This is a genomic window from Hymenobacter polaris (assembly GCF_012927305.1).
Lineage (GTDB): Bacteria > Bacteroidota > Bacteroidia > Cytophagales > Hymenobacteraceae > Hymenobacter > Hymenobacter polaris.
This window is the reverse complement of record NZ_JABBGH010000003.1, coordinates 333,832-350,570: the sequence shown is the minus strand read 5'-3', so window position 1 is coordinate 350,570 and position 16,739 is coordinate 333,832. Positions and strand designations below refer to the sequence as shown.

18 protein-coding genes are annotated in these 16,739 nt (G+C 61.7%); 7 read left to right on the top strand and 11 right to left on the bottom strand.

Going from position 1 to position 16,739, the window contains the following annotated elements; genetic code table 11:
* Positions 1-116: 116 nt before the first annotated feature.
* From HHL22_RS17900 to lipB, 5 genes are all read right to left on the bottom strand, one after another.
* On the bottom strand, positions 117-941 hold the full coding sequence (locus HHL22_RS17900) for a uroporphyrinogen-III synthase (RefSeq protein ID WP_169532769.1): 825 nt from the start codon (positions 939-941) through the stop codon (positions 117-119).
* Positions 942-1,008: 67 nt separating this feature from the next.
* On the bottom strand, positions 1,009-2,196 hold the full coding sequence (locus tag HHL22_RS17895; RefSeq protein WP_169532768.1) for a DUF4271 domain-containing protein: 1,188 nt from the start codon (positions 2,194-2,196) through the stop codon (positions 1,009-1,011).
* A gap of 40 nt (positions 2,197-2,236) precedes the next feature.
* The gene (locus HHL22_RS17890; protein ID WP_241738172.1) at positions 2,237-3,310 is read right to left on the bottom strand and encodes an MraY family glycosyltransferase; all 1,074 of its coding nucleotides are present in this window, start codon (positions 3,308-3,310) and stop codon (positions 2,237-2,239) included.
* Positions 3,311-3,363: 53 nt separating this feature from the next.
* Positions 3,364-3,789 carry a hypothetical protein gene (locus tag HHL22_RS17885; protein WP_169532767.1) on the bottom strand — a complete coding sequence of 142 codons (426 nt, stop codon included), beginning with the start codon at positions 3,787-3,789 and terminating at the stop codon, positions 3,364-3,366.
* Entirely contained in the window at positions 3,786-4,559 is a 774-nt protein-coding gene (gene lipB, locus HHL22_RS17880; RefSeq protein ID WP_195809355.1) for a lipoyl(octanoyl) transferase LipB, read from the bottom strand. The genes HHL22_RS17885 and lipB overlap by 4 nt, the downstream gene beginning before the upstream one ends.
* 195 nt (positions 4,560-4,754) lie before the next feature.
* Here lipB and HHL22_RS17875 point away from each other — a divergent pair, with 195 nt between their 5' ends.
* On the top strand, positions 4,755-5,114 hold the full coding sequence (locus HHL22_RS17875) for a YraN family protein (protein WP_169532766.1): 360 nt from the start codon (positions 4,755-4,757) through the stop codon (positions 5,112-5,114).
* Between the two features lie 15 nt (positions 5,115-5,129).
* Here HHL22_RS17875 and HHL22_RS17870 read toward each other — a convergent pair whose 3' ends face one another.
* Together HHL22_RS17870 and HHL22_RS17865 are read right to left on the bottom strand one after the other, a co-directional pair.
* Positions 5,130-6,248: a toxin-antitoxin system YwqK family antitoxin gene (locus HHL22_RS17870; RefSeq protein ID WP_169532765.1), complete on the bottom strand. Its 1,119-nt coding sequence runs from the start codon at positions 6,246-6,248 to the stop codon at positions 5,130-5,132.
* A gap of 122 nt (positions 6,249-6,370) precedes the next feature.
* Positions 6,371-7,174: a cyanophycinase gene (locus HHL22_RS17865; RefSeq protein ID WP_169532764.1), complete on the bottom strand. Its 804-nt coding sequence runs from the start codon at positions 7,172-7,174 to the stop codon at positions 6,371-6,373.
* Positions 7,175-7,334: 160 nt separating this feature from the next.
* On the opposite strand from HHL22_RS17865, the gene mgtE reads away from it, so the two are divergent.
* A complete protein-coding gene (mgtE, locus tag HHL22_RS17860) occupies positions 7,335-8,717 on the top strand; it encodes a magnesium transporter (RefSeq protein ID WP_169532763.1) in 1,383 nt (460 codons plus the stop codon).
* 60 nt (positions 8,718-8,777) lie between these two features.
* Here mgtE and arfB read toward each other — a convergent pair whose 3' ends face one another.
* Both arfB and HHL22_RS17850 read right to left on the bottom strand, forming a co-directional pair.
* Positions 8,778-9,188, bottom strand: a complete 411-nt coding sequence (gene arfB, locus HHL22_RS17855) for an alternative ribosome rescue aminoacyl-tRNA hydrolase ArfB (protein WP_169532762.1) — start codon at positions 9,186-9,188, stop codon at positions 8,778-8,780.
* A 23-nt stretch (positions 9,189-9,211) separates the two neighbouring features.
* Entirely contained in the window at positions 9,212-10,162 is a 951-nt protein-coding gene (locus tag HHL22_RS17850) for a 3-oxoacyl-ACP synthase III family protein (protein ID WP_169532761.1), read from the bottom strand.
* A 197-nt stretch (positions 10,163-10,359) separates the two neighbouring features.
* Between HHL22_RS17850 and HHL22_RS17845 the strand changes: the two genes are divergently transcribed.
* Positions 10,360-10,836: a hypothetical protein gene (locus HHL22_RS17845; RefSeq protein ID WP_169532760.1), complete on the top strand. Its 477-nt coding sequence runs from the start codon at positions 10,360-10,362 to the stop codon at positions 10,834-10,836.
* Positions 10,837-10,865: 29 nt separating this feature from the next.
* On the opposite strand, the gene HHL22_RS17840 is transcribed toward HHL22_RS17845, so the two are convergent.
* Entirely contained in the window at positions 10,866-11,426 is a 561-nt protein-coding gene (locus HHL22_RS17840) for an RNA polymerase sigma factor (RefSeq protein ID WP_169532759.1), read from the bottom strand.
* Between the two features lie 946 nt (positions 11,427-12,372).
* Positions 12,373-13,242: a hypothetical protein gene (locus HHL22_RS17835; RefSeq protein ID WP_241738171.1), complete on the bottom strand. Its 870-nt coding sequence runs from the start codon at positions 13,240-13,242 to the stop codon at positions 12,373-12,375.
* A gap of 222 nt (positions 13,243-13,464) precedes the next feature.
* Here HHL22_RS17835 and HHL22_RS17830 point away from each other — a divergent pair, with 222 nt between their 5' ends.
* From HHL22_RS17830 to chrA, 4 genes are all read left to right on the top strand, one after another.
* On the top strand, positions 13,465-14,442 hold the full coding sequence (locus HHL22_RS17830) for an isopenicillin N synthase family dioxygenase (protein WP_169532758.1): 978 nt from the start codon (positions 13,465-13,467) through the stop codon (positions 14,440-14,442).
* Between the two features lie 108 nt (positions 14,443-14,550).
* Positions 14,551-14,739: an SDR family NAD(P)-dependent oxidoreductase gene (locus HHL22_RS24275; RefSeq protein ID WP_262888395.1), complete on the top strand. Its 189-nt coding sequence runs from the start codon at positions 14,551-14,553 to the stop codon at positions 14,737-14,739.
* Between the two features lie 8 nt (positions 14,740-14,747).
* Positions 14,748-15,269 (top strand): SDR family oxidoreductase, encoded by a 522-nt coding sequence (locus HHL22_RS17825; RefSeq protein ID WP_317172689.1) that lies wholly within the window; start codon positions 14,748-14,750, stop codon positions 15,267-15,269.
* A gap of 55 nt (positions 15,270-15,324) precedes the next feature.
* Positions 15,325-16,632, top strand: a complete 1,308-nt coding sequence (gene chrA, locus HHL22_RS17820; RefSeq protein WP_317172688.1) for a chromate efflux transporter — start codon at positions 15,325-15,327, stop codon at positions 16,630-16,632.
* Positions 16,633-16,739 lie beyond the last annotated feature (107 nt).

The following is a 16,739-nucleotide window of genomic DNA, read 5'->3' as shown; positions in this document are numbered from 1 at the left end:
CCTGGGTACTTAACACCAAATGTACCCACGAAATTGCACCGTACTGAGGTAGAACGCAAAAAAGCCAGCCCGCGATTAGTCACGCAGGCTGGCCTTTCTAAACGAGGCAGTTATAGTTAATTGGCGCTCTTGTTTTTATCGGTGGCTACGCTGGGTTGCCCATTGTGCTGGCGGATGTAGGCCTCGATGGCGCCGGCCATGGAAGGCGCGTTGGGCATGGGCGCCTCGATGTCCAGGATAAGGTCGGCGTCGCGCACGGCCTTGGCGGTAGTGGGGCCGAAGGCGGCGATGCGCGTGGCATCCTGAGTAAAGTCGGGGAAGTTGATGAACAGCGAGCTGATGCCCGAAGGACTAAAAAACGCTAGGCAGTCGTATTTCACCTCAGCCAGGTCGGAAAGGTCGCTGGCTACGGTGCGGTAGATGACTGCCTCGGTGAACTTCAGATTATTGGCCCGCATAAACTCGGGCAGGTCGTCCTTGCGGATATCGGAGCAGGGATAGAGAAATTTCTCGCTCTTGTGCTTCTTGATGACATCAAACAAGTCGGCCGCCGTGCGCTGGCCCACGAAGAGCTTGCGCTTGCGTAGCACAATGTATTTCTGCAGGTAGTTGGCCGTTTGCTCGGAAATACAGAAGTACTTCATTTCTGCTGGCATTTCCAGCTTGGCTTCCTGGCAGGTGCGGAAAAAATGGTCGACGGCGTTGCGACTGGTGAAGATAACAGCCGTGTGCTCTAGAATATTGACCTTTTCCTTGCGAAATTCTTTGTAAGGAACGCCTTGCACCTCGATGAACTCCCGGAAATCGACCTGAATGCCGTACTTGTCAGCCAGCGAAGAATAAGGCGATACGTCGGTAGCGGGCTTCGGCTGCGTAACCAGGATGCTGCGAATAGGCTTGGCGTGCCGGTCCTGACCGGGCGATGGTGCGCTATTGGCCATAATGAAAAGAAAAGGGTAACGCTAGAACAATAGAGAAACAGAACCTAAAATGGCGTAACTGACCAGTTTAAGTAGGATAAGTAAAGACGATGAGTTTCAATAGCACCGCTATGGGCAGTATTTCGGTAGCACAAAGGTAAGCGAACAAATGAAGATTAAGCAGCGAAGCGCGTTGGTGCAGCGTGCGCGCAACGCGCAGCACCGTGAGGGTGAGCAGCAGCAGCACCGAGCCATTGGCTACTTCCACCACGAGTGGCCAGCGGGTGTTCAGCCCCAGGTAAAGCAGCAGCACCAGCGGCAGCCCTAGGCCCAGCAGCAGCGTGGTGCGCAAAAACTCGCGGTAGTGCACGTTCACCAGCTCGCGCAGGTCGAAGATATAGCTCATCAGCTCGAGCAGCAGAAACTTAGCTAGCACAAAGCTCATTATCAACAAAGTATAGAGCAGTACGCGCGCCATTACGGCCGACTCGGGCACGTCGAGCAGCTGGCGCACCAGCGGCAGGCTGCCCAGGTCGGTGCGCAAGGCCGTGAGCAGCAGCGCCAGCGACAGCGAGAACAGGGCCACCAGCACTAGATTGAGCAGCGTGAAGGCCGGCCGGGTTAAGAAAGCCTGCGGCTCGTTGTGGCTGCTGGCTAGCTCGCTGATTTGCAGCACCGGGGCCAGCGCCGCTGGAAAAGTGCTGCGCACAACGCCGTAGAGTATCCCTACTAGCAGCAGTAGCAGCAGCAGCACGTTTTGGCTCTGGGGAGGCCCTAGGCGTAGCAACGCCCGGGTGGGCGAGGCAACCTGGGGCTGCGTGGCCGCTGCGGGAGCACTAGTGCCCATTTCGGCCGCAAACGAGCTGAGCAGCGGGTAGCCGTCGGGCTGCCATACGGCCAGCAGGTGGGGCTGCCCCTGGCGCGCAGACAGTACCCGCGCCCCCAGGTCAATGGTATAGCTACCGGCTGCGGGTGCCGTGAATACCAGTTGGTTATCGAGGAAAATAGTGAGACCGGGCTGGGCCGTGAAAGCTAGTCGGAAGGGGCGCAGCGGCACCAGCCGCAGCCATTGGTAGTAGGTGTGGGCAGGCGCGTGGTAGCCGGGCAAGTATAAAATCAGCCGGTTGCCGGCGGCATCGTGCAGCAGCCAATTGGCGGGGTCGAGGCCAGTGGGGGCGGGCGGCGGCAGCGGGCGGTACTCGGCCCCGCGGGCTAGGCCCGCCAGGCTCAGCAGCAGCCCTAGCCAGCAGTACCGCAGCAGCCTACGTGCGCGCATGGGGTAGGTGGAGGTTGAGAAAGAAAATCGGACCGGCAACCTAGGAGGGCGTAGCTACCTGGCGCCGCGCCGCTCGGCTGTGGTGCACCCCCAGAAACACGCTCAATGCCAGTGATATAACCGCGATGATGCCAATGAGCACCATATTGCCCAGCTCGTAGAGGTTGATGACTACCAGCACCACTACCACATTGAGCAGGGCCAGCAGCAGCACAGTGCTGATTTGGGAAAAGCCCATGGCCAGGATGCGGTGGTGAATGTGGTTTTTATCAGGCAGGAAGGGCGAATGGCCGGCCGCCATGCGCAGCACAAATACGCGCAGGGTATCAAAAAGCGGCACAAACAGGATGCCTAGGGTGATGGCGGGCGAAGAGCTGCTGAAAGGCTGGCCCGTGCGCGCGCCCAGCTCGATGAACTGAATGGCCAGAATAGACACGATAAAGCCGCACACGAGCGAGCCCGTATCGCCCATGAAAATGCTGGCGTGGTGGAAGTTGTAGCGTAAAAAGCCTAGAATACCACCAATCAGGCATACGGACACGAAGGAGTAGTTGCTGAACTCGGGGCCACCGTAGCGAAAAAAGTAGTACCCGAACGTGCCCGAGATAATGAGCACGATGGAGCCCGCCAGCCCATCGAGCCCGTCAATAAGGTTGATGGCATTGGTAATTCCCACGATGATGACGAACGTGAAGCCGTAGCTCACGCCCATAGGTAGCTCGCCGATGCCCAGCACCCCCTGGAAACTGGTAATGCGCACGTCGGCCATTATCATGACAATACCCGTGGCCAGGAGTTGGCCCACAAATTTTTTGGCTACCGAAATAGTCACCATATCATCTTTCAGCCCCACAAAGAAGAGGATAATGCAGCCCGCTAGCAGCTCCTTCACCCCGTTGCTGAGGGGGGCGAAGATGGTAAGCGCCGACATAAAGCCTGCGAAAACGGCCACGCCGCCCAGGCGGGGCGTCAGCGACTTGTGCACGGTGCGGCCGTTGGGGGTATCGAGCAGGTTTTTGAGGTGAGCGATGTAGATGATAGACGGCACGGCAAACATGGACACCAGTAGCGCCCACAAGCAAGCCAACCCTAGGTATAGACTTAAATGACTCATATAATACTAGTTATAACGGTAAACAAGCTGATGACGAGCCCCACCCAGCGGACCTAGCTGTGCAACACGCCCACTTGGCCGGCCAGCAAATCGACGCGGCTCAGGTTGGCCCCGTCTATAGCCCCTGGCACAAACAAAAACTTCTTGTCAAAAATCTGGCCCGCCACGTAGTAGCTCACCCAATATTGGTTGGTGAGGTGAAATACGGCCGGGCTAATCAGCTCGATGGCGGTGGCGGAGTGGGGAGCCACCTGCTCAAAATGGTAGCGCAGCGTGGAGGTGCGCACCATTTCGCCGGTGGGCTGCGCGCCGTACCCGTCGGCACTTACCAGCACATTTTCCAACTCAAAGTCGTTGTTGTTCAACAGGTAAACGGTCCACACGGCTTGGTCAGCCTCGCCTGGGGTGGGGGTAGGCTGGTCGGGCACTACGGCCACTGATACGCCCGCTACGGGCTCAAACGAAATATCTTGCTTCATACGGGCAGGGGGGCCGCCGCTGGGGCCAGCGAAAAAGAAGGCGCTGCGGGCACGGCCCCCAGCTGCCGCAGTAGCTCGGGCAGCAGGCGCGCCTGCACTTCGGCCAGGGGCACGGCGCGGCCCAGCTCGGTTTGCAGCGAAGTAACAGCCTTATCGGCAATGCCGCAGGGCACAATGTAACTGAAGTAGCGCAAGTCGGTATTCACGTTGAGGGCCAGGCCGTGCAGCGTGACCCAGCGGCTGCACCGCACTCCCATGGCGCAGATTTTGCGCGGCCTAGGGGCACCTGCTTCCCAGTCGAGCCACACGCCGGTGAGGCCCGCAATGCGGCCCGCCCGTAGCCCGTAGCTCGCCAGCGTCTGAATCACCGCTTCCTCCAGCGCCCGCAGGTACCAGTGGATGTCGGGCCGCAGGGCTTCCAGGTCGAGGATGGGGTAGGCCACCAGCTGGCCCGGACCGTGGAAAGTAATGTCGCCTCCGCGGTTGATGCGGTGAAAGGTGGCGCCGTGCGCGGCCAGGGCAGCTTCGCCGAGCAGCAGGTGTTCGGGCTTGCCGCTTTTGCCGAGGGTGTAGGTGGGTGGGTGCTCGCACAGCAGCAGGTGCTGGGGTGTGGGCTGCGGCGGCCGGCCCTCAGCGGCAGCCGTCCGATTAGCCGCCTTTATGGCTAGCGTAGCGGCTAGTAGCTGTTCCTGCAGCTCCCAGGTGGGCACGTAGGGCACTAGCCCTAGGGCCTGCACCTGCACCGCGGGCCAGGTGGCCGGCGCGGGCAACGCAACCGGCGGGGCGGCCGGGGCCTGGCAGGCCGAATACTGGTCGGGCGGGGTGGGCAACACGGGGTAGAAACGTAATACTATAGAAGTTACGGCAAAAATACTTCACCCGGCAGGCTTTAGCTTGCACCCCCTAGGGGCCTGTTGCCGCTCAGCCTGGAGCATTGTCTTTTATAGCTTATTAGCCAATTACTTATGCGCACTCCGGCCCAAGTGCTAGGCCAAGCGGGCGAGGCCGCCGCGGCCGACTTCTACCGGCAAGCGGGCTTCGAGGTGCTGGCTCAGGGCTACCGCCACGGCCGCGCCGAGGTAGACCTGGTGCTGCGCCGGGGCCAGGAACTGCTGGTGTTCGCCGAAGTGAAAACCCGCAGCACCAGCCAGTACGGCCCGCCCGAAACCTTCGTGTCGGCCCGCAAGAAAGAGCTATTCCGACTGGCGGCCACGCACTTACAGGAGGAGCTAGACTGGCGCGGCGACATCCGCTTCGACATCCTGGCACTGACGCCCCTCAGCCAGGGCTTCCAGCTGGAAGTGTTTGAGGATGCTTTTTGGTAAGAGTGGGCCCTAGGGCTACCGGGCCGGCGACGCAGTGGTATCGCGGGGCGTGGCGGGCACGGGCGGGGGCGTAGCGGCCGGCTTGGGGTGGTAGCCGGGGCGGCGGTCGGCGGCTTTGCGCACGGGCGGGCGCGGGGCGGGCGCGCCGTGGCTGCCGGGGCGGCGCGCATCGGGCTTGGCGGCCGCATCGGGGTCGGCATCGGCGCGCTTATCGATGTTCTTCTCCTTGTCGTAAATCACCGAGCCACCGTGGCTGTACTCCCGAATCAACTCGGGCTCCTCAGGCTCGGGGTCGTAGCCGCTATCGGCGTATTGCAGCACGTAGTGGCGGTAGTTTTTGTAATCCCAGTAGTTGGTCCACTCCCCTACCCGGTGGCCGTTTTCAAACTTGCCGGCCCATTCGCGCTTGCCGTCGGCGGTATATTTCACGTAGTCACCCTCCAGCTTGCCGTTCACGTAGGGCACCACTTCGCGTATCATGGTTTGGCCGGCGTCGTAGTAGCTGATGTTGGCATCGCGCGGGAAGCCCATCTCGTAGTGCGTCTTGGCCGTGAGGTTGCCCTTGGTGTCAAAGGTTTCCCAGCGCAGGTGGCGGGTGCCGTTGGCATAGTAGCCGGTAGCCAGCACCTTGTTGTTTTGCAGCTTCTTATACACGCCGTGCAGCACCTTGTCGGTAGCCGGGTCTAGGGGCTCGGCGGCCTTAAAAATCTTGTGCTTGCGCGGGTCGTAGTAATACACGGCCGGCGCTAGCTCGCTGGGCTGCTTGAAGGTTTTGAGGTAGTAGAACACCTCAATAATCTGGTTTTTACCCTTCGGCCCCGACTTTACGAAAGCGCGTTTCACGCGCTCGCCCAGGAAGACGTTTTTCTTGGTTTTCGTCTTTTTGCGCTGGGCGGCTTTCTCCTCGTCCTTAGCGGCTTTCTCTTCCTCTTTGGTCAGCACGGCTTTGCGGCCGGCGGTGCTGAGCTTGGGCTGGCCCCGGCGGGCGGTAGTGGTCAGCGAGTCGCCGGGCTCGGCCAGGGCCATCACGGGCATCTCGTCTTTCGAGTTGAAAGACACCGTTTTGCGAATGCAGCCCCCGGCCAGCAGTACCAGCAGCCCCACCCCAACTACCTGAAAACGCAGCAGCGCCATAGCGTTAAAAATATCCGTCAGCCCCAACGCAAAACTAGGGCCGTTTAGTTTGGGGAATGCGGGAATGCAGGAATGGGAGAATGAAATACTTCCGCTTTCTCATCACCTCATTCCCGCATTTATTACTTGATTTCCAGCCGGTCGCCGGCCACCAGCAGGCTCACCTCGAAGCCCTGGCCACCCACGGGCTTGCCCTTGGCGGCCAGGTTCTTGCTGCGCAGGCGCCGGCCATCTACCACCATCACTACTTCGTCGCCAATTACTTCGGGGGCCTGGCCGGGACGCAGCAGCAAGCCGGTTTCTTCGCTCAGCCCTAGGCCCAGCAGGTGCGGGAAAGCCAGCACGGCATGCAGCAGGCGCGGGTAGCGTGCTCGCTCGATAAAGTGCTGGTCGATAAGCCAATTGGGCAGCAGCCCCAGGCCCGGCACCACGTCGATGCCCCCGGCCAGCAGGCTGCGCCAGCCTCGGCCGCCCACCAGCATTTGGGCCCCTAGGGCCGAGGCCCCGGCGCTGGTGCCGGCCAGCACCAGGCCCGCGTCGTGCTGGTGGCGGCGGCGCAAAAGGCGCAGAAACTCGGTGCCCAGCAGGTGCTCGGTAAGACGCTCCTGGTCGCCGCCAGTCAGAAAAATCAGGGCCGCGTCTTCAAGCCGGCTTAGCGTATGGGGGGCGTCGGCGGGGTTTTGCTCGTCGATGAGCAGGTGGCCGACGTGGGGGCAGCCCAAGCCGCGCAGCACACGGGCGTAGGCGGCGTGGGTGCGCACGGGCTCGTGGGCGGTGGCCGTAGTTAGGATTTCGATGGGCGCGGTGCGACTGGGCAGCAGGCCGGCTAGCAGCGCCAGGGTAGGGTCGTCGTAGCCGCCACCTAGTACCAGCACGGTGCTTTGGGGGGCGGCCGCGCCGGGCGAGGCGGCAGTAGGAGTAGTCAAAAGGGCAGGCAGAGCTAGTTGCGAAGGCTAAGTACGCCAAAAAAGCCCGCCGGGCTGCCAACCAGCGCAGCTTTTACCCGTAATTTTGCGCCGCCACTGCTTAGCTGCCTAGCGAAACACTTTCTTCTGCTACTTCAAAACCTTTAACTGGTTTTTGCCTATGACCTCGCCCGAAACCGTGGACCAAGTAACCGCATTAATCCAGGAGGGCGAGTTTTTCAAGCTGAAGAAACTCCTGCGTGGCTTCCAGCCCAACGAGCTGGTCGAACTCATTGAGAACGAAGACGACCGCGAGCAGCTCATCATCTTCCGGCTGCTGCCGCTGAAGCTGGCCACCGAAGTATTTGAGTACCTGGACCTGGACGTGCAGCGGCACTTCCTCGACAACCTGGCTCAGGACAAGATTACCGGCATCCTCAACGAGATGTCGCCCGACGACCGCACGGCGCTGCTGGAGTACCTGCCCGCCAACTTCGTGGCCGAGCTGGTGCAAAACCTGAGCGAGCCCGAGCGCCGCGTAACGCTGCAGCTCCTAGGGTATCCCGAGTACTCGGTGGGCCGCCTGATGACGCCCGACTACATCGCCATTCGTGAGAACTGGACGGTGCAGCAGGTGCTCGACTACGTGCGCCAGCACGGCGGGCAGTCCGAAACGCTGAGCATGCTCTACGTGACCGACGCGCGCGGCAAGCTCATCGATGACATCCGCATCCGCGAGTTTTTGCTGGCCGACCCCGCCACCCGCGTGCGCGACCTCATGGACCACCGCTTTGTGGAGCTAACGGCCGCCCAGGACCAGGAGGAGGCCATCGACGTTTTCCGGCGCAACGACCGCGTGGCCCTGCCCGTGGTCAGCCCTGACCAAGGTATTTTGCTCGGCATCGTAACCCTAGACGACATCCTCAGCATCCGGGAGGAAGAGGACACCGAGGACATCCAGAAGTTCGGCGGCTCGGAGGCCCTGGAGGAGCCCTACCTGACCATGCCCCTGCTGCGGCTGGTGCAGAAACGGGCCGGCTGGCTGGTCGTTCTCTTTCTGGGCGAGCTGCTGACGGCCTCGGCCATGCAGTTTTTTGAAGGCGAACTGCAAAAAGCCATTGTGCTCGTACAGTTCATCCCGCTCATTATTAGCTCGGGCGGCAACTCGGGCTCGCAGGCTACCTCGCTCATCATCCGGGCCATGGCCCTAGGGGAGTTTACGCTGAGCGAATGGTGGGTGGTGCTGCGTCGCGAGCTTACCGGCGGCCTACTGCTGGGCATTATTCTAGGCGCGGTGGGTTTTGGGCGCATTGCCATCTGGCAGAGTATTACGCCCATCTATGGCCCGCACTGGCTGCTGGTGGCCAGCACGGTAGGCGTGGCGCTGGTAGGCATCGTGCTGTGGGGCAGCATCTCCGGCTCCATGCTGCCGCTAATACTTAAGAAGCTGGGCCTCGACCCAGCCACCTCGTCGGCGCCGTTTGTGGCCACGTTGGTCGACGTGACGGGCCTTATTATCTACTTTACCGTGGCGCTGGTGTTGCTGCGCGGCACGCTGCTGTAGCTCAAGCTGCTAGCCTGCTCATGGACAGTACGCGGAACGACCTTTTGCGCGGAAGAGCAGCTACTCAAACGAACTCCGCCGATTGGCTTTCTTTTCGCTGTTGCGCTTTTTGCCTTCCAGGCGCTCGCGCACGGCGCCTGGGCTAGGGCGGGTGGCGCGGCGAGCCTTGGGGCGGTGCAGGCTTTTTTGCAGCAGCTGGTGAAAGCGCGCGAGGGCCAACTCGCGGTTGCGCAATTGGCTGCGGTCGTCCTGGGCCACTACCAGCAGGTAGCCGTCGGCCGTGAGGCGCGGGGCCAGCTTTTCGAGTAGCAGCTGTTTTTGCATTTCGCTCAGTAGCTGCGAGTTGGCCAGGTGCCAGCGCAGCTCCACCCGGCTTTCTACCTTGTTCACGTTCTGGCCGCCGGGGCCGCTGGCCCGGCTGGTTTGCCAGGCTAGCTCGGGCAGAAAGGCGGCGGCAGGAGGCAGAGCCATTTGCTAGTCAGTTGGTAGATGCCCTATGGCTTTTCCAGCAGCATGGCGCCGTAGGAGTAGCCGCCGCCGAAAACCGTCACAATCACCTGGTCGCCGGGCTTGAGGTCGGGCCAGATTTCGGCCAGGCCGATGGCGGCGCCAGCGCAGCCGGTATTACCCAGGCGGTCGATGTTGTTGACGGCGCGGGCGGGGTCGAGGCCCAGCTGCTTGGTCACGTTGGCCGAGATGCGCAAGTTAGCCTGGTGCGGAATTAGGTAAGTCAGCTCGTTTACGGTCAAGTTGTTAGCTTTCAGCAAATCCTGCGTAATGCGCGTCATGTAGGTGCAAGCCTGCTGAAACACGTCGCGGCCGTAGGGCATCACAATTCCTTTCTCGACGGGTTTCAGCGTCACGGCCTCGTCGGCCTTGCCCATGGGGGCGGCGCCGCCGGTCAGCACCTGGCGCACGCGTAGGTCGCCGGGCGCCAGCGGCTCCTGGGTAAAGAGCAGCGCCGCCGCCCCGTCGCCCCACAGGTGGCCGGCCATGGTGTCGGTTTCGTTGTTGTAGGCCGTGTTGTGCTCCGTCACGATTACCAGCGCGTGGCTAGCTTTCTTCAGGGCAAAGTAGCCCTCCACTATCTCTACCGCGTTTAGCAGCGACGAGCAGGCCGACGAAATACTTACGGTCGGTATCTCGTTGATGTTCAGATAGCGCTGCACGGCATGGGCCGCCGTATAAATGGTATCGTGCGGGGTATAGGTGCCGGCCACGATAAGGTCGATGCGCGCGGGGTCGAAGTCGGGCAGCTCGGCCAGCAGGGCCTGGGTGGCGGCCACGGCCATGGTGTTGGCATTTTCACCTTCGCCAGCTTTGCGCCGCTCCCGAATACCGGTTCGCTCAATTATCCAGTCCGAAGCCAGGCCATTGAGTTGGGTGAAATGTTCGTTTGTAACGACGGCCGCCGGCAAATAGGCGGCCACGTGGTGCAAGTACACAGTGGGGCGGAACTAGGGGAGGTAGAAGAATTTACGGCAAAGTTCCGAACTAACACCCGTTAGCTCCCCTAAAATTTTGGTAAGCCCCGAATTTTATACACCTTCGGGGTCTGGAACGCCCAGGTACTAGCCTGGCAGTAGCGGGCGTTAAGTGGGTGCCGCGCCAGTTTGGCCGGGTCATTGCCCTAGGGCGAACTATGCGCTTTCAACTTGCTTTACTGGGGGGTCTGCTAGCCCTGGCGCGCCCCGCCGCCGCCCAAAAATACGATACGGCTCTTGGCGTCCGCCTGGGCGGGGGCAACTACGGCCTGACGCTGCAGCAGCGCCTAGCCTCGCGCCTGACCCTGGAAGGCATTGCGGGCCTGGGCCAGCGCGAGTACAGCGGCACGGTGCTGGCCGAGTACCACTTCGGCATTTTGGGGCCCAGCCTCAACTACTACTTCGGCGCGGGCGGGCACCTGGGCCACAACAAAGACACCGGCGGCTACAGCGGCCTCGATGCGCTAGTGGGCGTCGAGTATAAGGTGGCCTTTTTGCCCATCGCGCTCAGCTTCGACTTCAAGCCCAGCCTCGAATTTTCGGGCGACGACTACGCCCGCTTCCCCACGGCCTTTTCCATTCGCTACGTCCTCATCAAGCGCAAAGACGGCATCTTCAGCCGCTTTCGCCGCTAGCGGTTTTCGCCTCGGCCTAGGCGTGGCAGCTATTTGCGGTGGCCCAGGCGCAGCCGCTGCGCCAGCGTGCGCATAATGCGGCGGCCCCTGGTCTTAACGGTGCCCTCGGGCAGGTGCAGGTGCTGAGCTGCTTCGGGGTAGGTATAGCCCTCAAAATAAAGCATTTCCAGCAGCTGCCGGTCGCTGGCATTGAGCAGCTGCAGCCAGTCGCGCACATCGAGGTGCTCGGGCTTGAAGCTGGTAGGTGCTGCTAAGCCGCCCACCGTTTGCTCGCTGAATGGCGCGGAGGGCGCGGCAGCGCGCTGGGCCCGCACCGCCCGCAGGCGGTCGATGGCCAGGTTGCGGCTGATGCTGAGGGCCCAAGTAAAAAGCCGGCCCTTGCTGCGGTCGTAGCTCGGGAAGCCCTGCCAAAACTTAAGCATACTTTCCTGCAACACATCTTCGGCTAGCTCGCGGTGCTGCACAATGCGCAGTATCGTTTGAAAAAGCGCCGGCCGGTAACTGCGGTAAAACAAGGCCATGGCCTGCTCATCCCGCGCATGTAATCGACTAACAAGCTGGTTCTCAAATTCTGGTGCAAGTGTTTTCATCAACGGAGGTTACGCAGCAACGCCCCACTTACGCACCATTTTTACACCGTGGATTTAACTCATTACAAAATAAATAATTCGTTTTTGGGAACTTTTACTTATTCATAGCCAGCCTATTACCCGCTTCTCAAGCTATTCAACAACCCTGGCAACAGCACGAACCTGGCCAGTAAGCCAGCTGGCTAATGGGCAGGGTAGCACCGGCGGCACTCCGCTTCCTAGGGTCCTTGCTCAGCCTGGCGCTGCAGTCGCTTTAGCCAGCGCGGCGCCTAACTGCCGGTGGCGGAGCCTAAGTAAGAGAAACGCAAAAACAACCCTAGGGTAGTACCAAAGCCATTTTTTGGGCAATAGTTAGCGTTCAGGGGGCAACATTTTTAGCTACAGCTTAATAGCCAGGGCAGCTTCCCGGTCGGGATGCCGGTTCAACCAGATTATTTGCTGCTACGTGGTCTATGTTGTCCTCCGCGTACCGGCGCGCCCTACGTGGTCCATAGGTTATTCTCCTGTATTGACTGCGCTGGCCGGCGTGACACGGCATGCTAGAATTTTGTATATCACCCACTACGCAATACTGATGAGCGCATCCTCAGTATTGCGGTGGTGGCTACGGAAATGAGCAAGAGTGTGCAGGCGCGGCAGCAGGTCGAGCAACTCAATGCCGACTTAAAAGCTCGTGTGGCCGAGCGCACCCGCGAGCTAGGCGAGCAGCAGACGCGGCTAAGTGAGCTTCTAGACCAGATACCTGCCTACGGGGCTCGAAACACTGCGTTAGCTGCCATAGTAGCGAACAGGGTGGCTGGTGACTTCTAGCTGTCAACTGAAAGCGCCCTAGGGCTTGAAAAGACCATAACGTGCTGCCAGGCACCCAGCGGGTGCAAAGTAAAAGGCCCTGCCGGCCTTGTGGGCCGGCAGGGCACTGCCTGGCTATTGCTACCAATTCTATTCCCTAGGGCTCCACCGAAATGGTGCGGGTTACCGAGTTGTAGGGGCCGGGGATAAGCTTGCCGCTACTGTCCACCAACTCGAGCTTGATGGTAGCCTGGCCGGCGGGTAGGCCTTCCATCTGGTAGGGCAGCCACTGGTCGAGCATGAACTCCGAGCCGTTGATGGTGGCGCGCACTTTGTTGCCATCGGGGGCCAGGGTGGTGTTAACGAGGTAAAAATCGAGCATGATTTTCTTGGCGTCGTTGCCCTTGTAGGCATCCTTGGGGCGGCTGTAGAACAGGGCCGGCGCGTTCACGTCGAAGTTAGCGGTGGCGCTGTCGGGCTGCGCGGCGCCGGGGCCCACCGTGATGGTGCGCAGGTCGTAAGCGCCTTTGTGCTTGAGACTTTCGTGGTAGGAGCGCGACAGGAACGAGAGGATGACGTGCTTGCCGGGGTCCATGGGCTGGCTGAACTTCGTCTCGTACTCGGCGATGTAGGGCTTATCGTCGATGATGAGGTGAATGTGCTGGCCTTTCATCGAGTTGGCCATCATGGTGGCGTGCTCGCTGCCCGTCATCTTGGTGAGCTGGAAGTTGGACAGCTCGTAGGAAAAAGCCACCGGGCTGGGCACCGTGGAGCCTTGCACCGGCGAGTTGAGGCGCATGGCAGCCGTCGGGAACTTGGGCGAGTCGTTGAAGGGCGTGAGGGTAATGCCGCCCACGGTTTGGCCGCTCATGGTAGTGCCGCCGCCTTGCGCACCGAGCGCGGTGCTGCGGTCGCCCGGTGAAGTAGTGTCGGTAGTTTCGGCCTGCTGCGAAGTGCTGCAGTTGCTTAGCAGGAGCAGGACCCCTAGGGCCAGGGAACCACCCAGCGATGCGCGATGTAACATCATGTGAAAGAAGGAGTGAAGTAGAGGGGGTGAATACGCAAGTAAGTCACCCCAGGGTTTTGCGCTACCTTCGCCCCAGGTAACTACTGGTTGCTGCTGGCGGACGGAAACCGGTGGCGGGCGGCTATTGCGGCTGGCTCGCGCGGTTTTCCCGCTACCAGTAGTTATTGGCAAGCAACCGAATAATCAGCAATTCATCAACCACCAACCAACTCCCAAAAAGTTATGGCTGATAACCTGCCTGACCACATTCCGTCGCTCGACCTCGCGGATTTCCGCTCCGGCGACCCCACCCGCAAAGCCAAGTTCGTGCAAGACTTGGGCGATGCCTACGAGAGCATTGGCTTCATTGCCCTCAAAAACCACGGCCTGAGCCAAGGCCAGACCGATGAGCTGTACCACGACGTGCAGGAGTTCTTTAAGCTGCCCGAGCCCGCCAAGCAGCGCTACGAGGTGCCCGAGCTGGCGGGCCAGCGCGGCTACATTAGCAAGGGCAAGGAGCACGCCAAGGGCCGCAATACCGGCGACCTAAAGGAGTTTTACCACGTGGGCCAAGAGGTGCAGGACGAAAACGACCCCGTGCGCCACGACTACCCGGCCAACATCTGGCCCCAGGAAGTGCCCCGCTTCGCGGCCAGCACCATGAAGGCCTACCGCACCTTGGAGGCCGCCGGCAAAGACGTGCTGCGCGCCATTGCGCTGTATCTGAAGCTGCCCGAGAACTACTTCGACGACAAGGTGAAGAACGGCAACAGCATTTTGCGCCCCATTCACTACTTCCCCATTGAAGACCCGAGCGCGGTGCCGGCCGACGCCGTGCGCGCCGCCGAGCACGGCGACATCAACCTGATTACCCTGCTGATGGGCGCCAGCGCCGACGGCCTGCAAGTGAAGCGCCGCGACGGCCAGTGGATTGCCATCACGGCCCTGCCCGACCAGATTGTGGTGAACGTGGGCGACATGCTGCAGCGCCTGACCAACGGCGTACTCAAGAGCACCATTCACCGCGTGGTGAACCCGCCGCGCGAGAAAATGAACACCTCGCGCTTCAGCATTCCCTTCTTCATGCACCCGCGCTCGGAGATGAGCCTGGCCGCCCTGCCGCACCTCGTAACGGAGGACAACCCCAAGAAGGAAGTTGACATCACGGCCGGCGAGTTTCTGAACGAGCGCTTGATTGAGCTGGGTCTGAAGAAGAAATAAGCTCATTTGCTTTAACAAAAACGCCCGGTTGCCACTACGCAACCGGGCGTTTTTTAGGCGCGTTACTACGGCAGGCGCCACGGTGGCGCGCTCACTACCTGATAGGGCATGGATAGCTTACAAGGAAAGGTAATTGCCATTACCGGCGCCAGCAGCGGCATCGGCGAGGCTACGGCCGTGCTGCTGGCCGGGCGCGGGGCCAAGATAGTGCTGGGCGCCCGCCGCCAGGACCGCCTGGCGGCCTTGGCCGCTCGCCTCGAAGCCACCGGGGCCGAAGTAGCCTACGCGGCGACCTAGAAAAGCTGGTGGCACTGGCTCAGGAGCGCTTTGGCCGGCTCGACGTGCTGGTCAGCAACGCCGGTATTGGGCCGGTTTCGCGCTTCGACGAGCTGAAAGTGCAGGACTGGGAAGACATGATTGACGTAAACCTCAAGGGCGTGCTCTACGGCATTGCGGCGGCGCTGCCGGTATTTCGGGCGCAGCAGGCGGGGCACTTCGTGACGGTGGTATCGACCTCGGGACTGAAAATCGTGCCTACGCAAGGCGTGTACGCCGGCACCAAAAATGCCGTGCGCACCATTATGGAAGCGCTGCGCCAGGAAGAAGCCCAGGCAGGCCTGCGCGTGACGAGCGTATCGCCCGGCTTCGTGCACACCGATTTTGCCGACAGCATGACCAGCCCGGCAGCGCGGGCGGCCACCCTGGCCCGGCGCGACCAACTGGCTATTCCACCCGCCGCCATTGCCCGCGCCATTGCCTTCGCCATTGAGCAGCCGGCCGATGTAGATGTGGGCGACATAGTGGTGCGGCCCACGGCGCAGGAGTAGCTTGCGATTGTAGCCGGGCGGCGCTGCTAACTTGCCTGGCCTACCCGCCTCGCCCGTGCGCCCTCGCTTTTCCCGCCGTTTCACTACTACCCTAGGCACCTGGCCGCTGCCACTGCGCCGGGCTGGGCGCAAAATGAGGCACCGGCGCAATATCATCTTCCTGAAAGATATTGCGGGATTGGCTTTTACCGCGTTTGGGGGGCCGCAGGCGCACCTAGCCATGATGTTTCGGCTGCTGGTGCACAAGCGCCGCTACCTCACGGCTGCTGAGCTGCTGGAGCTGCAGGCGCTGTGCGCGCTGCTGCCAGGCCCCACCTCCACCCAAACCGTCACGGCCATCGGCTTCCGCCTAGGGGGCCCCAACCTGGCCTACCTGGCCCTACTGGTGTGGTGCCTGCCGGCCGTCAGCATCATGACTTTGGCGGGCCTGCTGCTCAGTCACTTCGACACGGCTTTTACCGGGCGGCTAGTGCAGTTCGTGCAGCCGGTGGCGGTGGGCTTCGTGGCGTTTTCGGCCTACCGCATTGCCGAGCAGGTGGTGCACACCAAAACGGCGGTGGCCCTGCTGGTGGCCGCCGCCCTACTGGCGTATTTCTTTCAGTATCCCGGCGTGCTGCCGGTGCTGCTGCTGCTGGGGGGCGCCATCACCACGTTTCGCTACCGGCGCCACGCCATCGTGCCCGACAAAAAGCCCATTCGGGTGGAGTGGGCCAACGGAGCGCTGTGGCTGGGCGTGTTTGTGCTGGCGGCCACCCTAGGGCACTACACGCACTGGCTGCCGGTGCGCCTGTTCGAGAACTTCTACCGCAACGGCTCGCTGGTGTTTGGGGGCGGGCAGGTGCTGGCGCCGCTGCTTTTTGCCGAGTTCGTCGAGTACAAGCATTACCTCACGGGCCCCGAGTTTTTGTCGGGCTTGGGCTTCGTGCAAGCCATTCCGGGCCCCAACTTTTCCATCGCCTCCTACATTGGGGTGCTGGCCATGCGGCACCAGGGCGAGGGCGCGGGCGGGCAGCTGCTGGGCGCGGCAGCGGGCGCGGCGGGCATCTTTCTGCCCGGCACCTTCCTGATATTCTTCGTCATCCGCTTCTGGGACAGCCTGCGCCAGTACCGCGTGGTGAAGGCCTCGCTGGAGGGCGTGAAGGCCGTGAGCGCCGGCTTGGTGTGCGCGGCGGCGCTGCTGCTCTACCACCCGCTGCCTGACCGCCTGCTGCCGCTGCCCGGCGCCTGGGCCCACGCCCACGGCGTGCAGCTGCCGCTCAATCCGCTGCTGGTGGGGGCCACCTTCCTGCTGCTGCTCTGGGAGCGCGTGCCGAGCGTGGCCATCGTAGGCGCGGCGCTGCTGGCCGGCGCCCTCGTAAAGTAGGCCCCTAGCGGGCTTTGGGGCTCCTGGCCTAGGGTAGGTAGGAGGCTCTTAAACATTAAGCATTCTTTTTGGGTGCGGGCCAGCACGGCTGAGCCGCCCAAAGCACC